Origin of the sequence: Antarcticibacterium arcticum, from assembly GCF_007993795.1 — a bacterium.
GTDB lineage: Bacteria > Bacteroidota > Bacteroidia > Flavobacteriales > Flavobacteriaceae > Gillisia > Gillisia arctica.
This window is the reverse complement of the sequence record NZ_CP042476.1, coordinates 2,826,430-2,843,670: the sequence shown is the minus strand read 5'-3', so window position 1 is coordinate 2,843,670 and position 17,241 is coordinate 2,826,430. Positions and strand designations below refer to the sequence as shown.

Below are 17,241 nucleotides of genomic sequence, written 5' to 3'. Positions count from 1 at the left end.
AAAATGGGGCAAAAAATAGAATTGGCGTGTATCATCGATGATGATAAGATATACGTTAACCTGGTGAAGAAGATCATTGAGATCAAACACCTTTCTGAAAATCTTTTAATCTTCAAAAATGGGCTGGAAGCACTGGAATATTTCAAAGTGATTCTAACCAATATGACCGAGGAAAAACTTCCGGATATTATCTTCCTGGATCTCAACATGCCTGTAATGGATGGCTGGGAATTCCTTGGGGAGTTTATAAAGATCAAAAACAACTTTGACAAGAAGATCACACTATATGTGGTTTCTTCCTCAATTGATCCAAGAGATCTGGAAAGGGCGAAATCATTTAACCTGGTAACAGATTATTTGATCAAGCCTATAGAATTGAAGAAGTTTGAGCAGATCTTTGAAAAAAACGTCGCTTAATTTCCTGCGGCCCTTTCTTTTATTTCCTCTTCCTTTTTATCTGGGAATGCTTTCTTATTGAAAAATAACAGGAGACCTACACCTGTGCTTATTGCGGTATCTGCCACATTAAATACCGGTTCAAAGAAGGTGAAATTATCACCACCCCAAAAAGGGATCCAGGATGGCAGCGGCCCGTCATATAATGGGAAATAAAGCATATCTACTACTTTCCCGTGAAATATACCGGCATAACCTCCGGCCTCGGGCATGAACTCGGCTACCCTCCCGTAACTATCTGTAAAGATCATTCCATAAAATACCGAATCTATAATATTGCCGAAAGCTCCTGCAAAGATAAAAGAGATCGCTATTATGAGAACTCTTGCTCCATTGTTCCTTACAGAATCCCATAGCCAATATGCAATACCCACTATAGCTCCAAGACGAAAAAGGGTGAGCAATAGTTTTCCATACTCCCCGGGAATTTTAGCACCCCAGGCCATTCCTTCATTTTCTACAAACAAAATGCTGAACCAGTTAAATACTTTTATCTCTTCACCAAGAACAAAATTGGTCTTTATGTAAAATTTCGAGATCTGATCTATCAAAAGGATCAAAATTATTATAAGGCTTGCTTTTTTTATAGACATGAAATTCGGTTGTTAAAGGGCTCAAAAATACTAATATTATTTAGTTTTCCCACACGCTAATATCGCCGGTAATGGAGCGCAGTTCAATTTTATGATCCCCCCTGGAAAATCCACTTTGTAACACTTTTCCGTTTCGCGAAAGAGCCGTAAAAACTGCATTAGAGGTCTCCATTTCAATATTGCCGCTGTAAGTATTAATAAGCGCATTTCCGGTAAAGTTGGTAAGTTGGCAATATCCTGATTTTAATTCTGCCTCCAGGTAATTAAAATTTCCCCTCCCCCTCAGGGAAGCCTGGCTAGAGCGCACATACACTTCCAGACCTTCCGGTATCTCCAGCATTATTTCAAGGGAGAAAACCTTGTGAGCGCTTAATTTGTCATACCCATTCTGCAATTGGGCAGGGAAATTTGAAGTAAGGGTAATTTGTTCCTGCTCTACTTTCATATCCAGCGAGATATCGTTATAATATTCGCCCTCAGAATGGGAGGTAAGGGTAATTTTATTTGTTTCTGAAGTTTTTAAATTTATCCTGAATACTTCTTCAGCAAGGATATATATTTTTTTAATTCCCTTTGCATCAACCTCAACAGCAGTGTCTTTCTGGGCAAAACTGCCAAGAAAACAAAAACTAAAGAATAGGATAAGGAAATGTTTCATGAGTTTCATAAAAAAATAAAGCGTTCCCAAAGGTAAACCTGTAAGGAACGCTTAGTTTTATTTTAAAAACCTAACGCTTAACGCTGTAGATTTTTTGCTTCTATACTTAAAGTTGCGTGGGGAACCAGTTTTAGACGGTCCTTATTAATAAGTTTCCCGGTTACCCTGCAAATGCCGTAGGTTTTGTTTTCAATACGAACAAGGGCGTTTTTAAGATCCCTGATAAATTTTTCCTGTCTAATGGCCAGCTGAGAATTCGCTTCTTTGCTAAGGGTTTCACTACCCTCTTCAAATGCCTTAAATGTTGGGGAAGTATCATCTGTCCCGTTGTTACCATCGTTCACGTAAGCACTCTTATAAAGTGCCAGTTGCTCCTGTGCCTTGGCGATCTTTGACTGGATTAGCTCCTTAAATTCGGCTAACTCAGCATCGTTAAAGCGTTCTTTAATTTCTGTTGACATGGGTCTTAATGTTTTTTGATACACAATTTGGTGGTCACATCGTCGAACTCAATTAGCGTGCCATCTGTAACCACGTCTGCAAATTCGAGGCTTGCAGTGAGTGTTTCGTTCTTAATATAATTTATATTTTTTGAGACAGCATCCTCGACAATGCCATCTTTCAGTAGGGTCACATTTATGGTATCGGTTACTTCCAATCCTGAATCTTTTCTCAAATTCTGGATCCGGTTAACCAATTCCCGGGCAATACCTTCCATTTTTAATTCTTCGGAAATATGGACGTCCAGGGCTACGGTAATTTTACCGCTGCTGGCAACTAACCAGCCCTCTATATCCTGTGAGGTAATTACTACATCTTCAGGAACCAATTTAGTCATTTTTCCATTAATCTCAACCTCATATTTTCCATCCTGCTCAAGCAAAGCTATATCCTGAGCCTGGAAATTATTGATAATTTCAACTACGGCTTTCATATCCTTCCCGTATCGAGGCCCAAGTACTTTGAAATTTGGTTTTGCCTGTTTTACCAATAGGCCGGAAGCGTCATCTATAAGCTGGATCTCCTTCACATTCACCTCAGATTTTATAAGGTCTTCTACCGCTGTAATTTCGGCTTTTTGGCGCTCATCAAATACAGGTATCATAATGCGCTGCAATGGCTGGCGCACTTTTATCATTTCCTTTTTTCTAAGTGACAAAACCAGGGATGAAATGGTTTGTGCCTTTTCCATTTTATGCTCCAGATCTTTATCTACCAGTTCTTTGTTATACTCTGGGAAATTTGCGAGGTGAACAGATTCATAAGCCTCTTTCCCCGTAACCGCGTTCAGGTCCCGGTACAGCTTTTCCATAAAGAACGGCGCTACCGGCGCACTCATTTTTGCAACTGCTACTAAACAGGTGTAAAGAGTTTGATACGCTGAAATTTTATCCTGCTCATAATCGCCTTTCCAGAATCTTCTTCGGCTTAACCGCACATACCAGTTGCTCAGATTTTCCTGAACAAATTCAGAAATGGCGCGAGTGGCTCTGGTAGGTTCATATTCAGCATAAAATTTATCAACTTTCTTGATAAGCGTATTTAATTCCGAAAGGATCCAGCGGTCAATTTCAGGACGCTGCTCCATAGGAATATCATCTTCAGAATATTTAAATTTATCCAGATTTGCATACAAAGTGAAGAAGGAATAGGTATTGTATAAAGTCCCGAAAAACTTCCTGCTCACTTCTCCTATGCCTTCCAAATCAAATTTTAAGTTGTCCCAGGGGTTGGCATTGGAGATCATATACCACCTGGTAGCATCTGCCCCATAGGTTGAAAGGGTAGTAAAAGGATCTGCGGCGTTGCCCAGGCGTTTGGACATTTTTTGCCCGTTCTTATCCAGCACAAGCCCGTTTGATACTACATTCTTATATGCCACATCATCAAAGATCATAGTGGCAATGGCATGCAGGGTATAGAACCATCCTCTGGTCTGGTCAACACCTTCAGCAATGAAATCGGCCTTACGTTCACCCGCTTCCACCATTTCCTTATTTTCAAAAGGATAATGCCATTGAGCATAGGGCATAGAACCAGAATCAAACCATACATCAATAAGATCTGCCTCACGGTTCATAGGTTTTCCTGAGGCTGAAACCAGCACGATCCCGTCTACAACATTTTTGTGAAGATCTACCTTATCATAATTCTCCTCTGTCATATTACCAACTTCGAAACCTTCAAAAACATCGTTTTTCATGAATCCGGCTTCAACGGACTTTCCAATCTCCGTTTTTAATTCTTCAATTGAACCAATAATGATCTCTTCTTTACCATCTTCAGTACGCCAGATGGGTAATGGAATACCCCAGTACCTGCTCCTGGAAAGGTTCCAGTCATTGGCATTTGCAAGCCAGTTTCCAAAACGGCCTTCCCCGGTAGATTGTGGCTTCCAGTTGATCTCTTTGTTCAATTCAAACATTCTATCCTTGAAAGCGGTTACTTTTATGAACCAGGAATCCAATGGATAATATAATATTGGCTTATCTGTTCTCCAGCAATTGGGATAGCTGTGAACATATTTTTCAACTTTAAAAGCCCTGTTCTCTTCTTTTAATTTTATTGCGATCTCAACGTCTACAGATCGTTCCGGCGCTTCTCCTTCATTATAATATTCGTTCTTAACATACTTCCCGCCAAATTCTCCTATCTCCTTAATAAATTTACCCTGAAGATCTACAATAGGTACCAGGTTATCATTCTCATCTTTCACCAGCAAGGGCGGCACTTCCGGGCTGGCCTGTTTTGCAACCAGGGCATCATCTGCTCCAAAAGTTGGGGAGGTATGCACTATTCCTGTTCCATCCTCTGTAGTAACAAAGTCGCCGGCAATTACCCTGAAAGCATTTTCAGGATGCTCAAATGGCTGAACATAAGGAAGTAATTGGTCGTATCTAATTTCAACCAGATCTTTCCCCTTGAAACTTTTTCCAATGTAATACGGGATCTTATCCCCCTGTTTGTAGGCTTTTAAACCTTCGGGATTTTCAACTTTTTTAAATTTCTTATCAAATTGCTTTTCCGCAAGGTCTTTTGCAACAATTATGGTTACGGGCAGGAACGTATATTGATTATAGGTTTGCACGGTTACATAGTCAATTTTAGGCCCAACAGTTAATGCAGTATTGGCCGGAAGAGTCCAGGGAGTGGTGGTCCAGGCAATAATATATATTTCAGGAGCTATATCCAGTAAAAATTCCGGTAGAGTATCTCTTTTGGTTTTAAACATTGCTGTTACCGTAGTGTCTGTAACATCCTGATAGGTTCCGGGTTGGTTAAGCTCGTGAGAACTTAAACCTGTTCCGGCTTTTGGAGAATACGGCTGGATGGTGTAACCTTTATAAATAAGGTCTTTTTTATAGATTTCTGAAAGCAGCCACCACACTGTTTCCATATATTTGGATTTATAGGTTACATATGGATCTCCCATATCTACCCAATAACCCATCTTTTCAGTAAGATCATTCCAAACATCGGTATAGCGCATCACGGCATTCTTACAAGCCTCGTTGTATTTTTCTACGCTTATTTTGGTTCCAATGTCTTCTTTGGTAATCCCCAGTTCTTTTTCAACACCCAGTTCAATAGGCAGGCCATGGGTATCCCATCCCGCCTTTCTTTTGACCTGATAACCTTTCTGGGTTTTATAACGGCAAAAAATATCTTTAATGGCCCGGGCCATCACGTGGTGAATTCCCGGTAATCCATTAGCAGAAGGAGGGCCTTCAAAAAATACAAATGGCTCTTTTCCTTCACGTGTAGTTACGCTTTTTTCAAAAATATCATTCTCCTTCCAATAGCTCAGAATTTCTTCAGCTACTTTTGGAAGGTCAAGTCCTTTATATTCAGCGAACTTTGTGTTCATTTTATGCTTATTTCTAATGAGCTGCGAAAATAATCATTTATTAAGAATAAAATGACCAGAAACCGCATAAAAAGTAAGTGAAAATCACCGGACGCTTTGAACCTAAGTATTTTAATGTGTGATTGGCATATACGGCGGGAAATATTAAAACTTCTGAATCTCCTAAAACCTATATCTCAATGCCAGAATAAAATTCCTCCCGGCAGCCGCAATCCCAGATGAATAAGTGCGGTAGCGTTGATCTGTGATATTTTCAAGTGAAGCTGTTGTGCTTAAATCTTTGGTGATCTCATAATGGGCAGTGAAATTGAGAGTGTACCAGGATGGGGAGTATGGATTGCCATTCGCATCTGCCGCATAGAGATAAGCTTTTCCCTGTTCAGAAGGAGCGAGATCCTCAAAATCGAACTGTCCGTTATAAATTCCAAAAAGGTCCAGTTTTATTTTATTGATATTAAAAACCAGGTGCGAATTTGCAAATATGGGAGCCGCATGTCGCAGGGGGGCAGTATCTCCATTATCCAGCTCCTCTTTTCCTTTAGTTATTGTGAGTTGGGAGATCCATTGTAAAGAAGGGGAAAACTTAACTTCCAGCCCCCCTCAAAACCGTATACCCAGGCCCCGGCCGCATTCTGTATTGCCTGAATATTATTGATCTCCCCCTGATAAACCAAAGTACGTTCGCCATTAAGATTAAAATCCCGGCGCACCATTGCATTATCGAGGATTGTATAGAATGAGGAGAGGTCAAAAATAATATGTTCTGTAACTTTCCAGTTTACGCCCATTTCAGCATTGTATGCATATTCCGGCTTTAATTGTGGATTAGGCACCACCACAGATCCAGGTTCTGAATCAAAGATCTTACCTACATCGTCAATATTGGGGGCCCTGAAGGCAGTTGCAACATTTGCTTTCCAGGTCAGGTTTTTCCTGGCCTGCCAATTAATCCCTACACTTCCCGTGAGAGCACCGGTGTTAAGATTGGCATTGGAATAAGGCAACTCGTAAAAAGAATCTTTAAAATTAGCCCTCAGAATTATCGCGTTATATCGGGCTCCAAATTGCATATGAAAATTGTTATGCAGTTCCATCTGGTAACCGGTATAGGCGGCCAGGGATTGCCATGAGGAACCATCGGGATATCTGGCAGGATGGCTGGCCGCTGTCCCGTTAAAGATATTTTCTCCTCCGCCCCGTGAACTTATATAATTTATTACATATTCCACGCCGTAGAAAAGCTTATCCTTGATGAAACCTTTTTCAAAATCAAGGTTTGCCGAGTACGCATCAACTTTTTCACTGGTGGAATAAAGGATTTCTTTTTTAAAATTGCGATCATGCCGGCTTTCACCAAAATATTGGTAAGCGCCGGTAAATTTAGCTTTGTCATACAGTTTCCCATTACCCTTTTTGCTTAGCTGAAGATTGCCAAGGAACCATGTTTGAGGTCCGTAATACCACTGGGCTGAACGAAACTGTCCATTGCGTTTTTGATATAAACGGTCATAGCGGGAGAAATCTGAAGTGGTGGAATAATAAGCCCCCAGTGTGATATCCCATATATCGTTGGGCTGCCAGGCTATTTTTTGAAGTAAATTGATCTGATTGTATCCGGTGGGCACCTGTACCCTCGGGTCTTTGTTTTGTACAAGCTGGTCTTCACCATTCCTTATCTCCACATATTCCCCCCGCAAGTAATCTTCAGGCCCGTGACTCCCCATTTTCAGGTTCCCAAAATCTGAATATGTAACACTGGTCAAAAACGCCCATTTTTCAAAACCAAAATTAATATCTCCATGGGTTGTTTTTTCCTCATTAGCCGTGGAATAGCGGGTTAAAACATTTCCGTTAATCCTTTCTTCCTTAAAGGAGAAACGGGGTTTCAGGGTAAAGAAATTCATTACGCCCCCTATGGCATCACTTCCGTAAATAACAGATCCCGGCCCCAGAAGCACCTCTGTATGGTTCACCGCCAGTGGGTCTATTGATATAATATTCTGAATATTCCCACTTCTAAAAATGGCATTGTTCATACGAACCCCGTCTACCGTGAGTAATAATCTGTTGGTGGAAAACCCCCTTATCATAGGACTACCGCCCCCAATTGACTCTTCTGAACAAATATTTTCCCGGTGCTTTGTAAAAGATCTGCTGAAGTTTGCGGATTGTGAAATGCAATATCTTCGGGTTTTATACTTATGGTCTTCTGGGGAACTTCCTTACTTTTCTGCTTAAATCTGGAAACAGAAAGAACTACCTCCTCCAGCCGGCTTTCATCCAGCGTGAGAAATACTTTCCCGCCGGAAGCAAGTATCTCTGCTTTAGTAGCCGAAAATTCAAGATGGGAAATATGTTTAAATATGATGATCTCCCGCGACTTAAATTTGCTTAAATCTGCTTTTCCCTGTCCTGCAGTAAAAGTAGTTGTAGATTTATTCCTGTTGTATATGGCCACATAGGATAAAGGTTCCTTTGTTCCCTTATCCAGGACCACCACCTCTTGTCCCATTACTGTTACACAGGAAAAAAGCCCCAGGACAAGTATTAATAACCGCATTAATGGAAAATTTCGTTTAAAACGTTGAGAGATCTTGGTTTTTTAAAAGAATCTATATGAAGTTGGTAGTAACTGAGTAACATATTGAGAAATTCTGATCTTTTGGTTTTGGTCAATTGGATGTTTTCTAACTCATCAAAATTCGTACCCATCAACCGCTTTAAAAGCTCTAAATTTGGACCTTCTATACAGTACAGGCCGGTATTCACATTTTGAAACACCCCCTCAAGCAAATTAAAATACTTGCTGTCACCCTGAAACTCATCGGGGAAGAAGCCCAGGTAACGGCTTAGCCGGAGCATAAAAAGCAAATGAAAATTGGCAATAGTATCATGTGAATCCAGCCAGTTAAAGGTATTTTCCAAAAAATGGTATAAACTTTCATTTTGCTCTTCTTCCTGGATGGAATTTCTAAGAATTTCGGAAAGGAAAAGAACAAGCGTAGATTTTACCACGTTGGTATGTAAACTCGAATAATGATGAAGAATTCTGGCATCCTGAAGGTATTCCATAGAGCCTTTGTCTTTATGCCTGCCAACTATTTCCAGTTGGGTTAAAGGCTGGAACATGGAAGCTTTAAATTTCCCTTTTCTGGATTTCATGATCCCCCGAAGCAAATAAGTCTTTAAACCGCTTTTTTGTGTATAGCATTTAACAATGAGGTCTGCCTCGGCATATTTAAGAGCACTTATTACAATAGCATTGGTATTTACCAACATGGGAGAAATTTTGAACCAAGATAAATAAAAAATGCCGCCCTGAAGGCGGCATTAATTGTGCATTCCAATAAGGTGAGGATTGATTATACTACTCCCTGCGCAAGCATGGCATCGGCTACTTTTACGAAACCTGCAATATTTGCTCCTTTTACATAATCTACATATCCATCCTCCTGAGATCCAAACTGAACGCAGGCGGCGTGAATATTTTTCATTATTTCGTGAAGTTTTTTATCTACTTCCTCTGCAGTCCAGTTAAATCTCATAGAGTTTTGAGACATCTCAAGACCTGAAGTTGCAACTCCACCGGCATTTGACGCTTTCCCCGGAGAGAAAAGAATTTTAGCGTTTTGGAATATCGTAACAGCATCTGGTGTACAAGGCATATTAGCCCCTTCACCTACCACCTGGCAACCATTTTTCACCAGTTTTTCAGCATCAGCCTTATCCAGTTCGTTTTGGGTTGCACAAGGCATGGCAATATCACAGGCAATTCCCCATGGAGTTTCTCCGTCAAAATATTTTGCTGAAGGATATTGATCTACATACTCGCTTATTCTACCTCTTCTTACATTTTTAAGGTCCATAATGAATTGAAGTTTTGAAGCATCAATTCCATTTTCATCATATATGTACCCACCGGAATCTGACATTGTAACAACTTTTGCACCCAGTTGAGTAGCTTTTTCAGCTGCATACTGTGCCACGTTTCCGGAACCTGAGATCACCACAGTTTTTCCTTTTATGGTATCTCCCTTTAACTCCAGCATATTCTGGGTGAAGTAAACATTTCCATACCCGGTTGCTTCAGGACGTATTAAGGAACCACCATAAGAAAGTCCTTTTCCTGTTAGAATTCCTGTAAATTCATTTCTTAACCTTTTGTATTGGCCAAACATATAACCTACCTCACGTGCCCCTACTCCAATATCTCCAGCAGGAACATCTGTATCTGCACCAATATGTCTTTCAAGCTCTGTCATAAGGCTTTGGCAAAAACGCATCACCTCATTGTCTGACTTTCCTTTAGGATCAAAATCTGACCCTCCTTTTCCACCACCCATAGGTAAAGTGGTAAGACTGTTTTTAAAGGTTTGTTCAAAGGCAAGGAACTTTAAAATACTTAGGTTAACGGAAGGGTGAAACCGCATTCCTCCTTTGTATGGTCCAATGGCCGAATTCATCTGGATCCTGAATCCTCTATTAATTTGTGTTTTCCCTGCATCATCGATCCACGGCACCCGAAACATGATCACCCTTTCAGGTTCCACCATGCGTTCAAGTAACATTTTATTCTGGTATTTTTTATTTTCTTCTATAAATGGGATAACCGTTTCGGCCACCTCATGTACAGCTTGTAAAAACTCCGGTTCGTTCTGATTTCTTTTAGAAACAACCTCCAAAAAATCTTTTACACTTTGCTCCATAATAGTAGTGCTTTATATTATTGATTATTACGTTTTCGTAAATTGGTGCAAATATAAAGTATATATAAAGAATCGCCTCATTTTTTTATGATTTCATATAAAATTAACGTCTTGTTTTAATGGGTGTTTTTCCTCCTAGCTTTGTTCAGTCTATTTTATATATTTGTTTATACTACAAGCCGCGGTAAATGAAGAAATCCCTGAGGATTTGTCTTGTTTTTTTTCTCTTTGTGGTTTCCTCCCAAAGAAGTTTTGCCCAACTCGGAATTTCTCACGAAATAGGAGTACTTGTGGGCCCAACTTCTTTTTTCACAGATTATGGCGAAAGATGGAATGTAAAGAACAATCTTAATAACGCAGGTTATGGAGTGGGACTGGTGCATTACATGAACTTCGCCTACAAAGCTGAATGCAACTGCTACGCTACCGACAATTTTTTTAATGACCATTTCAAGATACGCACAGAGCTGGATTACTTTTTCAGCAAACTGGAACATTTTGGACCGGTAGCCGCAAAAAACAATACCAGTGGAGAACTTCTGCGGGCTATGCACGGGCAAACCCAAACATTTGAATTAGGCGCAGCACTTGAATATTACCCTTTCAGTATAAGGGATTATACTAATTTCGGCTATATGTTTGCTCCGTTTATAAGCCTTGGGGCACATTATGTTTACTACAAACCAAGCGCATATTCAGATCTTGGGAGCCTTGATAATCCCAAGAATGTTTTTCCCACCTTTAGGGACGGGATGGATTTTAAAGGTGGAGACACCTGGGCCATCGCAGGAAGTGTGGGGCTACGCTACCGGCTTAATTACGTGAGCGATCTTGCAGTTGAGGGGAGATGGCATTACTATGATACAGACTGGCTGGATGGGCTGAACATTAACGCACCACAAAACAAATTCAATGATTTTGTTTTTTGGGTGAATGTTGGGTACATCTATTATTTAAATTTTTAAAAAAAAGCTCCGGCAATAAATTACCGGAGCTTTTTATATATAAGGTTTCAAAGATTTATCCCAATGCCTGTCTCAGGTCTTCAATAAGGTCTTCTTCATCCTCTATCCCAACACTAAGTCGAATAAGAGAATCTACCACCCCGGTTTTCAATCTTTCTTCTGCAGGGATTGAAGCGTGGGTCATACTCGCAGGATGCCCGGCCAGCGATTCAACGCCTCCCAAAGATTCAGCAAGAGTAAAAACCTTTAAATTCTCCACTATTTTAACCGCACTTTCAAGGGTGTCCTCCACCGTTGTAAATGAGATCATACCCCCAAAACCAGACATTTGCTTTTTCGCTACCTCATGATTGGGATGATCTTCAAACCCGGGCCAGTAGACTTTTCCAACTTTAGGGTGATCTTTTAAATAACGGGCAATTTTTTCCCCATTCTCACAATGCCTTTGCATACGAATGTGAAGGGTTTTTATTCCACGCAGCACCAGAAAACTGTCCATAGGGCCACAAACCGCACCACTTGCATTTTGAATAAAATACAACCTGTTTGCCAAATCTTCGTCATTAACTACAAGGGAGCCCATTACCACATCGCTGTGGCCGCCAAGGTATTTGGTAGCGCTGTGCATAATGATATCTGCTCCAAGGTCCAATGGCCTTTGCAGGTATGCCGTTGCAAAAGTATTATCTACCGCAAGTAAGATATTGTGCTTTTTGGCAATGGCAGCCGAAGCCTCAATATCTATAATGTTCATCATAGGATTGGTTGGGGTTTCAACCCAAATAAGTTTTGTGTTTTCGTTGATATATTTTTCAATATCTGATGCATCCTGCATCCCAATAAAATGAAATTTAAGACCCAGGCCTTCAAAAATTTTGGTGAACAGCCTGTAAGAACCTCCGTAAAGGTCATTGGTAGATATAATTTCATCACCGGGTTTGAACAATTTCATTACGGCATCAATTGCAGCAAGACCCGAGCCAAATGCCAGGCCAAACTTACCGTTTTCAATACTCGCAAGGGAACGCTCCAAAGCACTTCGGGTTGGATTTGCACTACGGGAATATTCGAACCCTTTATGACCACCCGGCGTAGATTGAGAATACGTACTGGTCTGGTAAATTGGTGGCATAACAGAGCCATATGCGGGGTCTACATCATGTTGTCCTCCGTGAATTGTCTTAGTGTTGAATTTCATATTAATCTCTTTTGTTTTGGATTTTTAGCAGGAATTTTTTCCGGCATAATTTTGCAATGAAACCCCCACATTTTCAGGGATTTCCAATAAAGCTAAATTAACAAATATTTAGTGCAGCAAATGTAATACTCGTATTGGGGATTGGCAAAATAGCATGTACCTTTATCCCGAATTTAACATTGCATTTACTGTGAAAAAGCTTGTTTCACCTCTTATTCTCCTGCTATTTCTTGCCGGCTGTCAAAAAGACACTCCGGCACCCGAATTTGAGGCGTTGATTATTGATGAAGTTTCAGATCGCGATTGTGATCCTGATGAGGAAAATTGTGCATATATAAGCCTGAATATTCCATGGGTAGCTGGTACAGGTGCCCGGAACAAAAGCATCAACCGGAATATTGAGCAACACGTGATCAACATACTGGATTATCAGGAAGAAAACAATTTCTCCAGCCTGGAATCTTTGTCGCAAACCTTTATTGATAACTATGAAACCTCTGCAATGGAATTTCCCGAATATAATATTCCCTGGGAAGCATCGGTAGAAGGAAGAGTTCTCACCAATACTCCTGAGATAATTTCCCTGGAATTCAACCTGGCGATTTTTACAGGTGGGGCTCATGGATTTTCCAGCAGGAGTTATATAAATTTAAACCCTCAAACGGGAGAGATTCTTAAGAATGAAGACCTTTTTACTGCAGATTTTAAGGAGTATGCTGAAGGGGTATTCCGTGTTAAGAAAGAAATTCCCGAAGGAGAATCCATAAACAGCACGGGTTACTTTTTTGAAAATGACAGTTTTTATTTACCTCAGAACATAGGATTTCTTAAGAACAAGATCATTCTTAGGTATAACGCCTATGAAGTGGCTTCATACTCTGAAGGTGGAATTCAAATAGAAATCCCACGCGAAGAGGCCACAGATTTTTTTAAATTTTTATAGAATTTCCGGTGCCTCCGGAGAATTAAATGTAGTTATGAAAAAGATATATCACCTCTCTACCTGTGATACCTGCAAAAAGATCCTGAGTGACCTGGACCCACCTTCTTCTTTTATTCTTCAGGACATCAAAGAGACTCCGGTTACCGAAGAGCAATTAGAGGAAATGTATAATTTTACACAGAGTTATGAAGCGCTTTTTAGCAAAAGAGCCCGCCTCTATAAAGAAAGAGATCTCAAAAATGAAAACCTTGATGAAGAGGCGTATAAGAACCTAATTTTAGAACATTACACTTTTTTAAAAAGACCGGTAATTATAAATAACGACAAGATCTTTATAGGAAATTCCCCGAAAAACGTGGAAGCCGCGAAAAATTCCATGAATGAATAAACGTGCGATTGCCATTTTAGCAGCTATTAGCGAAGCTACTATATATGGCCTTAATCATACCATAGCAAAGGGAGTTATGCCCCTTTATATTAAACCTTTTGGTTTTATATTGTTAAGGGTAACAGGAGCCACAATTCTTTTCTGGCTTATTTCACTTTGGTTTCCCAAAGAAAAAATAGCCACCAGTGACTGGCTCAGGCTTATAGCCTGTGCTGTTTTTGGTATGGTGATCAACATGCTGCTGTTTTTTAAAGGTCTTAGCCTTTCAACCCCCATAAATAGTTCGGTTATAGTAACTATTACCCCCATCTTGGTGTTGGTTCTATCCTCCTATTTATTGCGGGAAAAGATCACAATGTTAAAAGTTTCCGGAATATTTTTAGGTTTAAGCGGCGCTCTTATGCTGGTCCTTTTTTCAGAAGAAATGCGCCAGGATGCGCCCAATATTCCCTTGGGAAATCTTCTATTTATAGTGAATGCTTTCTCTTTTGGTATCTATCTCATTTTGGTAAAACCTCTGGCATCCAAATATCACCCCATTACTTTAATGAAATGGCTGTTCTTAATAGCCCTGATAGTAAACTTCCCCCTTACATTTTCTGAATTCCGCGAAGTAAAATGGGTAGAACTGCCCTCTCCCGCTATTTGGAGTATGATATTTGTGGTCCTGGGAACTACTTTTTCTACGTATTTGCTTAACATATATGCAATAAAACAATTGTCCCCCTCTACTCTTAGCTCATTCATTTACCTGCAACCCCTTATTGCGATAATTTTTGCGGTTGTTGTAGGAATAGATGAATTGAATCTATTAAAAGTGGCCGCAGGATCTTTGGTTTTCCTGGGGGTTTACCTGGTGACCAAGAAAAAAACTATTTTAAAATATTAATATCTATATCCACCGGTTTCTTATTGAACCTGCGTGTATCTTCCTTTGTCAATATTTTAAAATCTCCGGTATGGCTTAAGCTGTTTAGATTGGAGTGTAATTGAGGTGGAAGTGAAGTAAGTTTTCTTTCATGAAGGTCTATCCATCCACCCATCATTTCACAACTCGCAAAATTTCTACCCCTGTGGTCATAGAAATTATGAATAAATTCAAAATACATTCCATCTTCAGAAAGGCCCTTTAATTCCAGACTTACTTTTACAGGTTTCCCTGCAAAGACCTCCTTAAAATAAAAAATATGTTCATAAAACACTACGGGGCCTATATTATATTTGGCCAGTTCCCTTTGGCCAAAACCATTTTCCATTAAAAATCCCATACGGGTGTGGCTCATAAAATTTATATAGGCAGTATTGGCAAGGTGGCGGTTGGCATCAAGATCACTCCAACGTATATCAAATTCTTTATGGTACATAGTTTCCTTTTTCAGCTAAAATAAGTAAAAATATTATGCATGCATAATTGTTTATTAAATCTGAAGCAGAAGAAATAAAAAAAGCGAAATTTGCATATGCCATTATTAAAAAGCAACTATAATCCTCCGGTTATATTCAGGAATTACCACCTGTCAACAATTTATGCTTCTATGTTTCGAAGTGTTCCTGAAATTTCACAAAAACGTGAGAGGCTTGAACTGGAGGACGGAGATTTTCTGGATATCGACTGGAGTTTTTCCTCTAAGGCTTCCTCCAAAAAATTGCAAATAATACTTCACGGCCTTGAAGGAAATTCATCGAGGCCCTATGTTGTGGGTATGGCAAATCATTTTAACGAAGCCGGCTGGGATGTTGCTGCCATAAACCTACGCGGGTGCAGCGGGGAATTAAACAGGCTTTACCGCTCCTATAACGCCGGAGCAAGTGAAGACCTTAGAGAGGTAATAAAATATGTTCTTGAAAACAACAATTATGACACCCTCTCCTTAACGGGTTTTAGCCTGGGAGGAAATCTAATGCTAAAATATCTGGGGGAAGGAAAAGAAATCCCTCCCCAATTAAAAGCGGCAGTGGCTATATCTACCCCCTGCGACCTATACCTGTCACTTAAAAAACTGGAGGAAACAAAAAATTATCTCTACTCACGGCGCTTTGTAAAAAAATTAAAACAACAACTTTTAATACGAAGTGAACAGTTTCCAGATAAGATTACCCGTGCAGAGATCATGAAATGTAATACCTTATATGCAATTGATGATCTTTATACAGGGAAAGCTCATGGCTTTCAAAATGCAAGAGATTACTATGAAAAGAGCAGCGCTCTTAATTTTATTCCATCTATTAATATTCCTACCCTCCTAATAAATGCAAAAAACGATGCATTTTTATCTCCAAACTCCTCCCCGGTTGAACTGGCAATTGAACATCAATATTTCCATTTGGAATTGCCTGCCTATGGTGGACATGTTGGGTTTCTTCAAAATAAGAAAACCACTTTTGCTGAGGAGCGTGCCCTGGCCTTTATAACCGAAAACAGTTAAAATAAATATCGAACTCTAAAGGTTAGATACACAAATATGTAATAATTTTAAAAAGGTCATTATGACCTCAAGGGAAATGAATAATAATACGGGCAAAATTGCCAAAATAAGATCGGCAGGATTTTTTACCAAAGGCATTGTTTATGTGTTGTTGGGGAGTTTAACTTTTATGGCAGCCCTGGGCCTGGGCGGTGATATTTCCAGTACCAGAAATGTTATAAAATTTTTGCTGGAACTACCCCTGGGGAAAGCTTTTGTAGGGGTAATATCCCTGGGCTTGTTTGCTTATTCGGTTTGGAGATTCTACCAGACAATTAAATTTCCTGAGGGTGGGTTAGACAGTAAAAACCTGAAATCGGGGTTTAAACGATTGCGCTACTTTTATTCCGGAATATTTTATGGCTTCATAGCCTATGCTTTTGCAAAGCCACTTCTCAACAAATTGAGCGGAAGTTATGAGCCCGATTTTGAAACCGATGTTGCGGGAGATGAAAAAGCAGCATTATGGCAGCTTTTATCCAACGACTGGGGGAAAGCTTTAATCTGGGCCCTGGCTCTTCTAATTGCAGGGCAAGCCCTTCAGCAATTTTTTATAGCTTATAAAGGTAAATTTATGCAGAAAATTGATAATTATCCCAAGGTAAAATATGAATATGACTTTATAAAACGAGCGGGAAAATTAGGATATGTTGCCCGGGGAATGGTATTTGGCGTACTTGCTTTCTTCATAATAAAAGTAATTCTTAAACACAATGCCAATGAATATAAAGGCACTGAAGGAGCACTCGCATATTTTCTAAGTTTTAGTTATGGTAACCTCCTGCTTGCAGCAGTAGCATTTGGCCTTGCGGCTTATGGTATTTTCCATATTATGGTTGCAAGACATGCAAACTTCACCAAATTGTTGTAAGCCTTTTAAAATAAACACATTCTGGCCTTTTACCCTTCTCACCTCCTCAGGAAACAGTCCAAGCTTAAACTTTAAAATAGAGTTCTACTAAATTTGTGATGCTGTAGAAATGTTTATCTTTGCGCAACCT

17 protein-coding genes are annotated in these 17,241 nt (G+C 39.8%); 7 read left to right on the top strand and 10 right to left on the bottom strand.

Annotation, left to right across the window (positions count from 1 at the left end; genetic code table 11):
• Positions 1-3 precede the first annotated feature (3 nt).
• Entirely contained in the window at positions 4-417 is a 414-nt protein-coding gene (locus tag FK178_RS12895) for a response regulator (RefSeq protein ID WP_146835938.1), read from the top strand.
• Here the strand turns inward: FK178_RS12895 and FK178_RS12890 are convergent.
• The 8 genes from FK178_RS12890 to gdhA form a co-directional block, all read right to left on the bottom strand.
• Positions 414-1,049, bottom strand: a complete 636-nt coding sequence (locus tag FK178_RS12890) for a lipoprotein signal peptidase (RefSeq protein WP_146835935.1) — start codon at positions 1,047-1,049, stop codon at positions 414-416. The two genes, FK178_RS12895 and FK178_RS12890, sit on opposite strands and share 4 nt — an antisense overlap.
• 40 nt (positions 1,050-1,089) lie before the next feature.
• Positions 1,090-1,707, bottom strand: a complete 618-nt coding sequence (locus tag FK178_RS12885; RefSeq protein ID WP_146835932.1) for a DUF4097 family beta strand repeat-containing protein — start codon at positions 1,705-1,707, stop codon at positions 1,090-1,092.
• A 77-nt stretch (positions 1,708-1,784) separates the two neighbouring features.
• Positions 1,785-2,168: a TraR/DksA family transcriptional regulator gene (locus tag FK178_RS12880; RefSeq protein WP_146835929.1), complete on the bottom strand. Its 384-nt coding sequence runs from the start codon at positions 2,166-2,168 to the stop codon at positions 1,785-1,787.
• A 5-nt stretch (positions 2,169-2,173) separates the two neighbouring features.
• Positions 2,174-5,575 (bottom strand): isoleucine--tRNA ligase, encoded by a 3,402-nt coding sequence (gene ileS / locus FK178_RS12875; RefSeq protein ID WP_146835926.1) that lies wholly within the window; start codon positions 5,573-5,575, stop codon positions 2,174-2,176.
• Between the two features lie 542 nt (positions 5,576-6,117).
• Entirely contained in the window at positions 6,118-7,665 is a 1,548-nt protein-coding gene (locus tag FK178_RS15875) for a TonB-dependent receptor plug domain-containing protein (protein WP_317130359.1), read from the bottom strand.
• Complete coding sequence (locus FK178_RS15870; protein ID WP_317130358.1) at positions 7,662-8,135, bottom strand: peptidase associated/transthyretin-like domain-containing protein; 474 nt, start codon at positions 8,133-8,135, stop codon at positions 7,662-7,664. The genes FK178_RS15875 and FK178_RS15870 overlap by 4 nt, the downstream gene beginning before the upstream one ends.
• Positions 8,135-8,854: a DNA repair protein RecO gene (gene recO / locus FK178_RS12865; RefSeq protein WP_146835923.1), complete on the bottom strand. Its 720-nt coding sequence runs from the start codon at positions 8,852-8,854 to the stop codon at positions 8,135-8,137. Before recO ends, FK178_RS15870 begins: the two co-directional genes overlap by 1 nt.
• Positions 8,855-8,937: 83 nt before the next feature.
• Positions 8,938-10,281, bottom strand: coding sequence for an NADP-specific glutamate dehydrogenase (gene gdhA / locus FK178_RS12860; protein ID WP_146835920.1), 1,344 nt, complete (start codon positions 10,279-10,281; stop codon positions 8,938-8,940).
• Between the two features lie 188 nt (positions 10,282-10,469).
• On the opposite strand from gdhA, the gene FK178_RS12855 reads away from it, so the two are divergent.
• Positions 10,470-11,246, top strand: coding sequence for a THC0290_0291 family protein (locus FK178_RS12855; RefSeq protein ID WP_146835917.1), 777 nt, complete (start codon positions 10,470-10,472; stop codon positions 11,244-11,246).
• Between the two features lie 55 nt (positions 11,247-11,301).
• Here FK178_RS12855 and FK178_RS12850 read toward each other — a convergent pair whose 3' ends face one another.
• Entirely contained in the window at positions 11,302-12,450 is a 1,149-nt protein-coding gene (locus tag FK178_RS12850; RefSeq protein WP_317130396.1) for a cystathionine gamma-synthase, read from the bottom strand.
• Between the two features lie 148 nt (positions 12,451-12,598).
• On the opposite strand from FK178_RS12850, the gene FK178_RS12845 reads away from it, so the two are divergent.
• Genes FK178_RS12845 through FK178_RS12835 form a run of 3 tightly spaced genes read left to right on the top strand, consistent with a single transcriptional unit; the run spans position 12,599 to position 14,664 of the window.
• Positions 12,599-13,387 carry a DUF3298 and DUF4163 domain-containing protein gene (locus tag FK178_RS12845; RefSeq protein WP_146835909.1) on the top strand — a complete coding sequence of 263 codons (789 nt, stop codon included), beginning with the start codon at positions 12,599-12,601 and terminating at the stop codon, positions 13,385-13,387.
• Between the two features lie 34 nt (positions 13,388-13,421).
• A complete protein-coding gene (locus FK178_RS12840; protein WP_146835907.1) occupies positions 13,422-13,775 on the top strand; it encodes an arsenate reductase family protein in 354 nt (117 codons plus the stop codon).
• On the top strand, positions 13,768-14,664 hold the full coding sequence (locus FK178_RS12835) for a DMT family transporter (protein ID WP_146835904.1): 897 nt from the start codon (positions 13,768-13,770) through the stop codon (positions 14,662-14,664). Before FK178_RS12840 ends, FK178_RS12835 begins: the two co-directional genes overlap by 8 nt.
• On the opposite strand, the gene FK178_RS12830 is transcribed toward FK178_RS12835, so the two are convergent.
• Positions 14,648-15,139, bottom strand: a complete 492-nt coding sequence (locus FK178_RS12830) for an acyl-CoA thioesterase (protein WP_146835901.1) — start codon at positions 15,137-15,139, stop codon at positions 14,648-14,650. The genes FK178_RS12835 and FK178_RS12830 overlap by 17 nt on opposite strands.
• A gap of 96 nt (positions 15,140-15,235) precedes the next feature.
• Between FK178_RS12830 and FK178_RS12825 the strand changes: the two genes are divergently transcribed.
• Together FK178_RS12825 and FK178_RS12820 are read left to right on the top strand one after the other, a co-directional pair.
• Positions 15,236-16,201 carry a YheT family hydrolase gene (locus FK178_RS12825; protein WP_146835898.1) on the top strand — a complete coding sequence of 322 codons (966 nt, stop codon included), beginning with the start codon at positions 15,236-15,238 and terminating at the stop codon, positions 16,199-16,201.
• Positions 16,202-16,262: 61 nt separating this feature from the next.
• Positions 16,263-17,111 (top strand): DUF1206 domain-containing protein, encoded by an 849-nt coding sequence (locus FK178_RS12820; protein WP_146835895.1) that lies wholly within the window; start codon positions 16,263-16,265, stop codon positions 17,109-17,111.
• Positions 17,112-17,241: the final 130 nt, after the last annotated feature.

Coding starts and splice junctions, on each gene's coding strand:
- FK178_RS12895 (WP_146835938.1), top strand. CDS start 4: ATGGGGCAAAAAATAGAATTGGCGTGTATCATCGATGATGATAAGATA.
- FK178_RS12890 (WP_146835935.1), bottom strand. CDS start 1,049: ATGTCTATAAAAAAAGCAAGCCTTATAATAATTTTGATCCTTTTGATA.
- FK178_RS12885 (WP_146835932.1), bottom strand. CDS start 1,707: ATGAAACATTTCCTTATCCTATTCTTTAGTTTTTGTTTTCTTGGCAGT.
- FK178_RS12880 (WP_146835929.1), bottom strand. CDS start 2,168: ATGTCAACAGAAATTAAAGAACGCTTTAACGATGCTGAGTTAGCCGAA.
- ileS (WP_146835926.1), bottom strand. CDS start 5,575: ATGAACACAAAGTTCGCTGAATATAAAGGACTTGACCTTCCAAAAGTA.
- FK178_RS15875 (WP_317130359.1), bottom strand. CDS start 7,665: ATGATAAGGGGGTTTTCCACCAACAGATTATTACTCACGGTAGACGGG.
- FK178_RS15870 (WP_317130358.1), bottom strand. CDS start 8,135: ATGCGGTTATTAATACTTGTCCTGGGGCTTTTTTCCTGTGTAACAGTA.
- recO (WP_146835923.1), bottom strand. CDS start 8,854: ATGTTGGTAAATACCAATGCTATTGTAATAAGTGCTCTTAAATATGCC.
- gdhA (WP_146835920.1), bottom strand. CDS start 10,281: ATGGAGCAAAGTGTAAAAGATTTTTTGGAGGTTGTTTCTAAAAGAAAT.
- FK178_RS12855 (WP_146835917.1), top strand. CDS start 10,470: ATGAAGAAATCCCTGAGGATTTGTCTTGTTTTTTTTCTCTTTGTGGTT.
- FK178_RS12845 (WP_146835909.1), top strand. CDS start 12,599: ATGTACCTTTATCCCGAATTTAACATTGCATTTACTGTGAAAAAGCTT.
- FK178_RS12840 (WP_146835907.1), top strand. CDS start 13,422: ATGAAAAAGATATATCACCTCTCTACCTGTGATACCTGCAAAAAGATC.
- FK178_RS12835 (WP_146835904.1), top strand. CDS start 13,768: ATGAATAAACGTGCGATTGCCATTTTAGCAGCTATTAGCGAAGCTACT.
- FK178_RS12830 (WP_146835901.1), bottom strand. CDS start 15,139: ATGTACCATAAAGAATTTGATATACGTTGGAGTGATCTTGATGCCAAC.
- FK178_RS12825 (WP_146835898.1), top strand. CDS start 15,236: ATGCCATTATTAAAAAGCAACTATAATCCTCCGGTTATATTCAGGAAT.
- FK178_RS12820 (WP_146835895.1), top strand. CDS start 16,263: ATGACCTCAAGGGAAATGAATAATAATACGGGCAAAATTGCCAAAATA.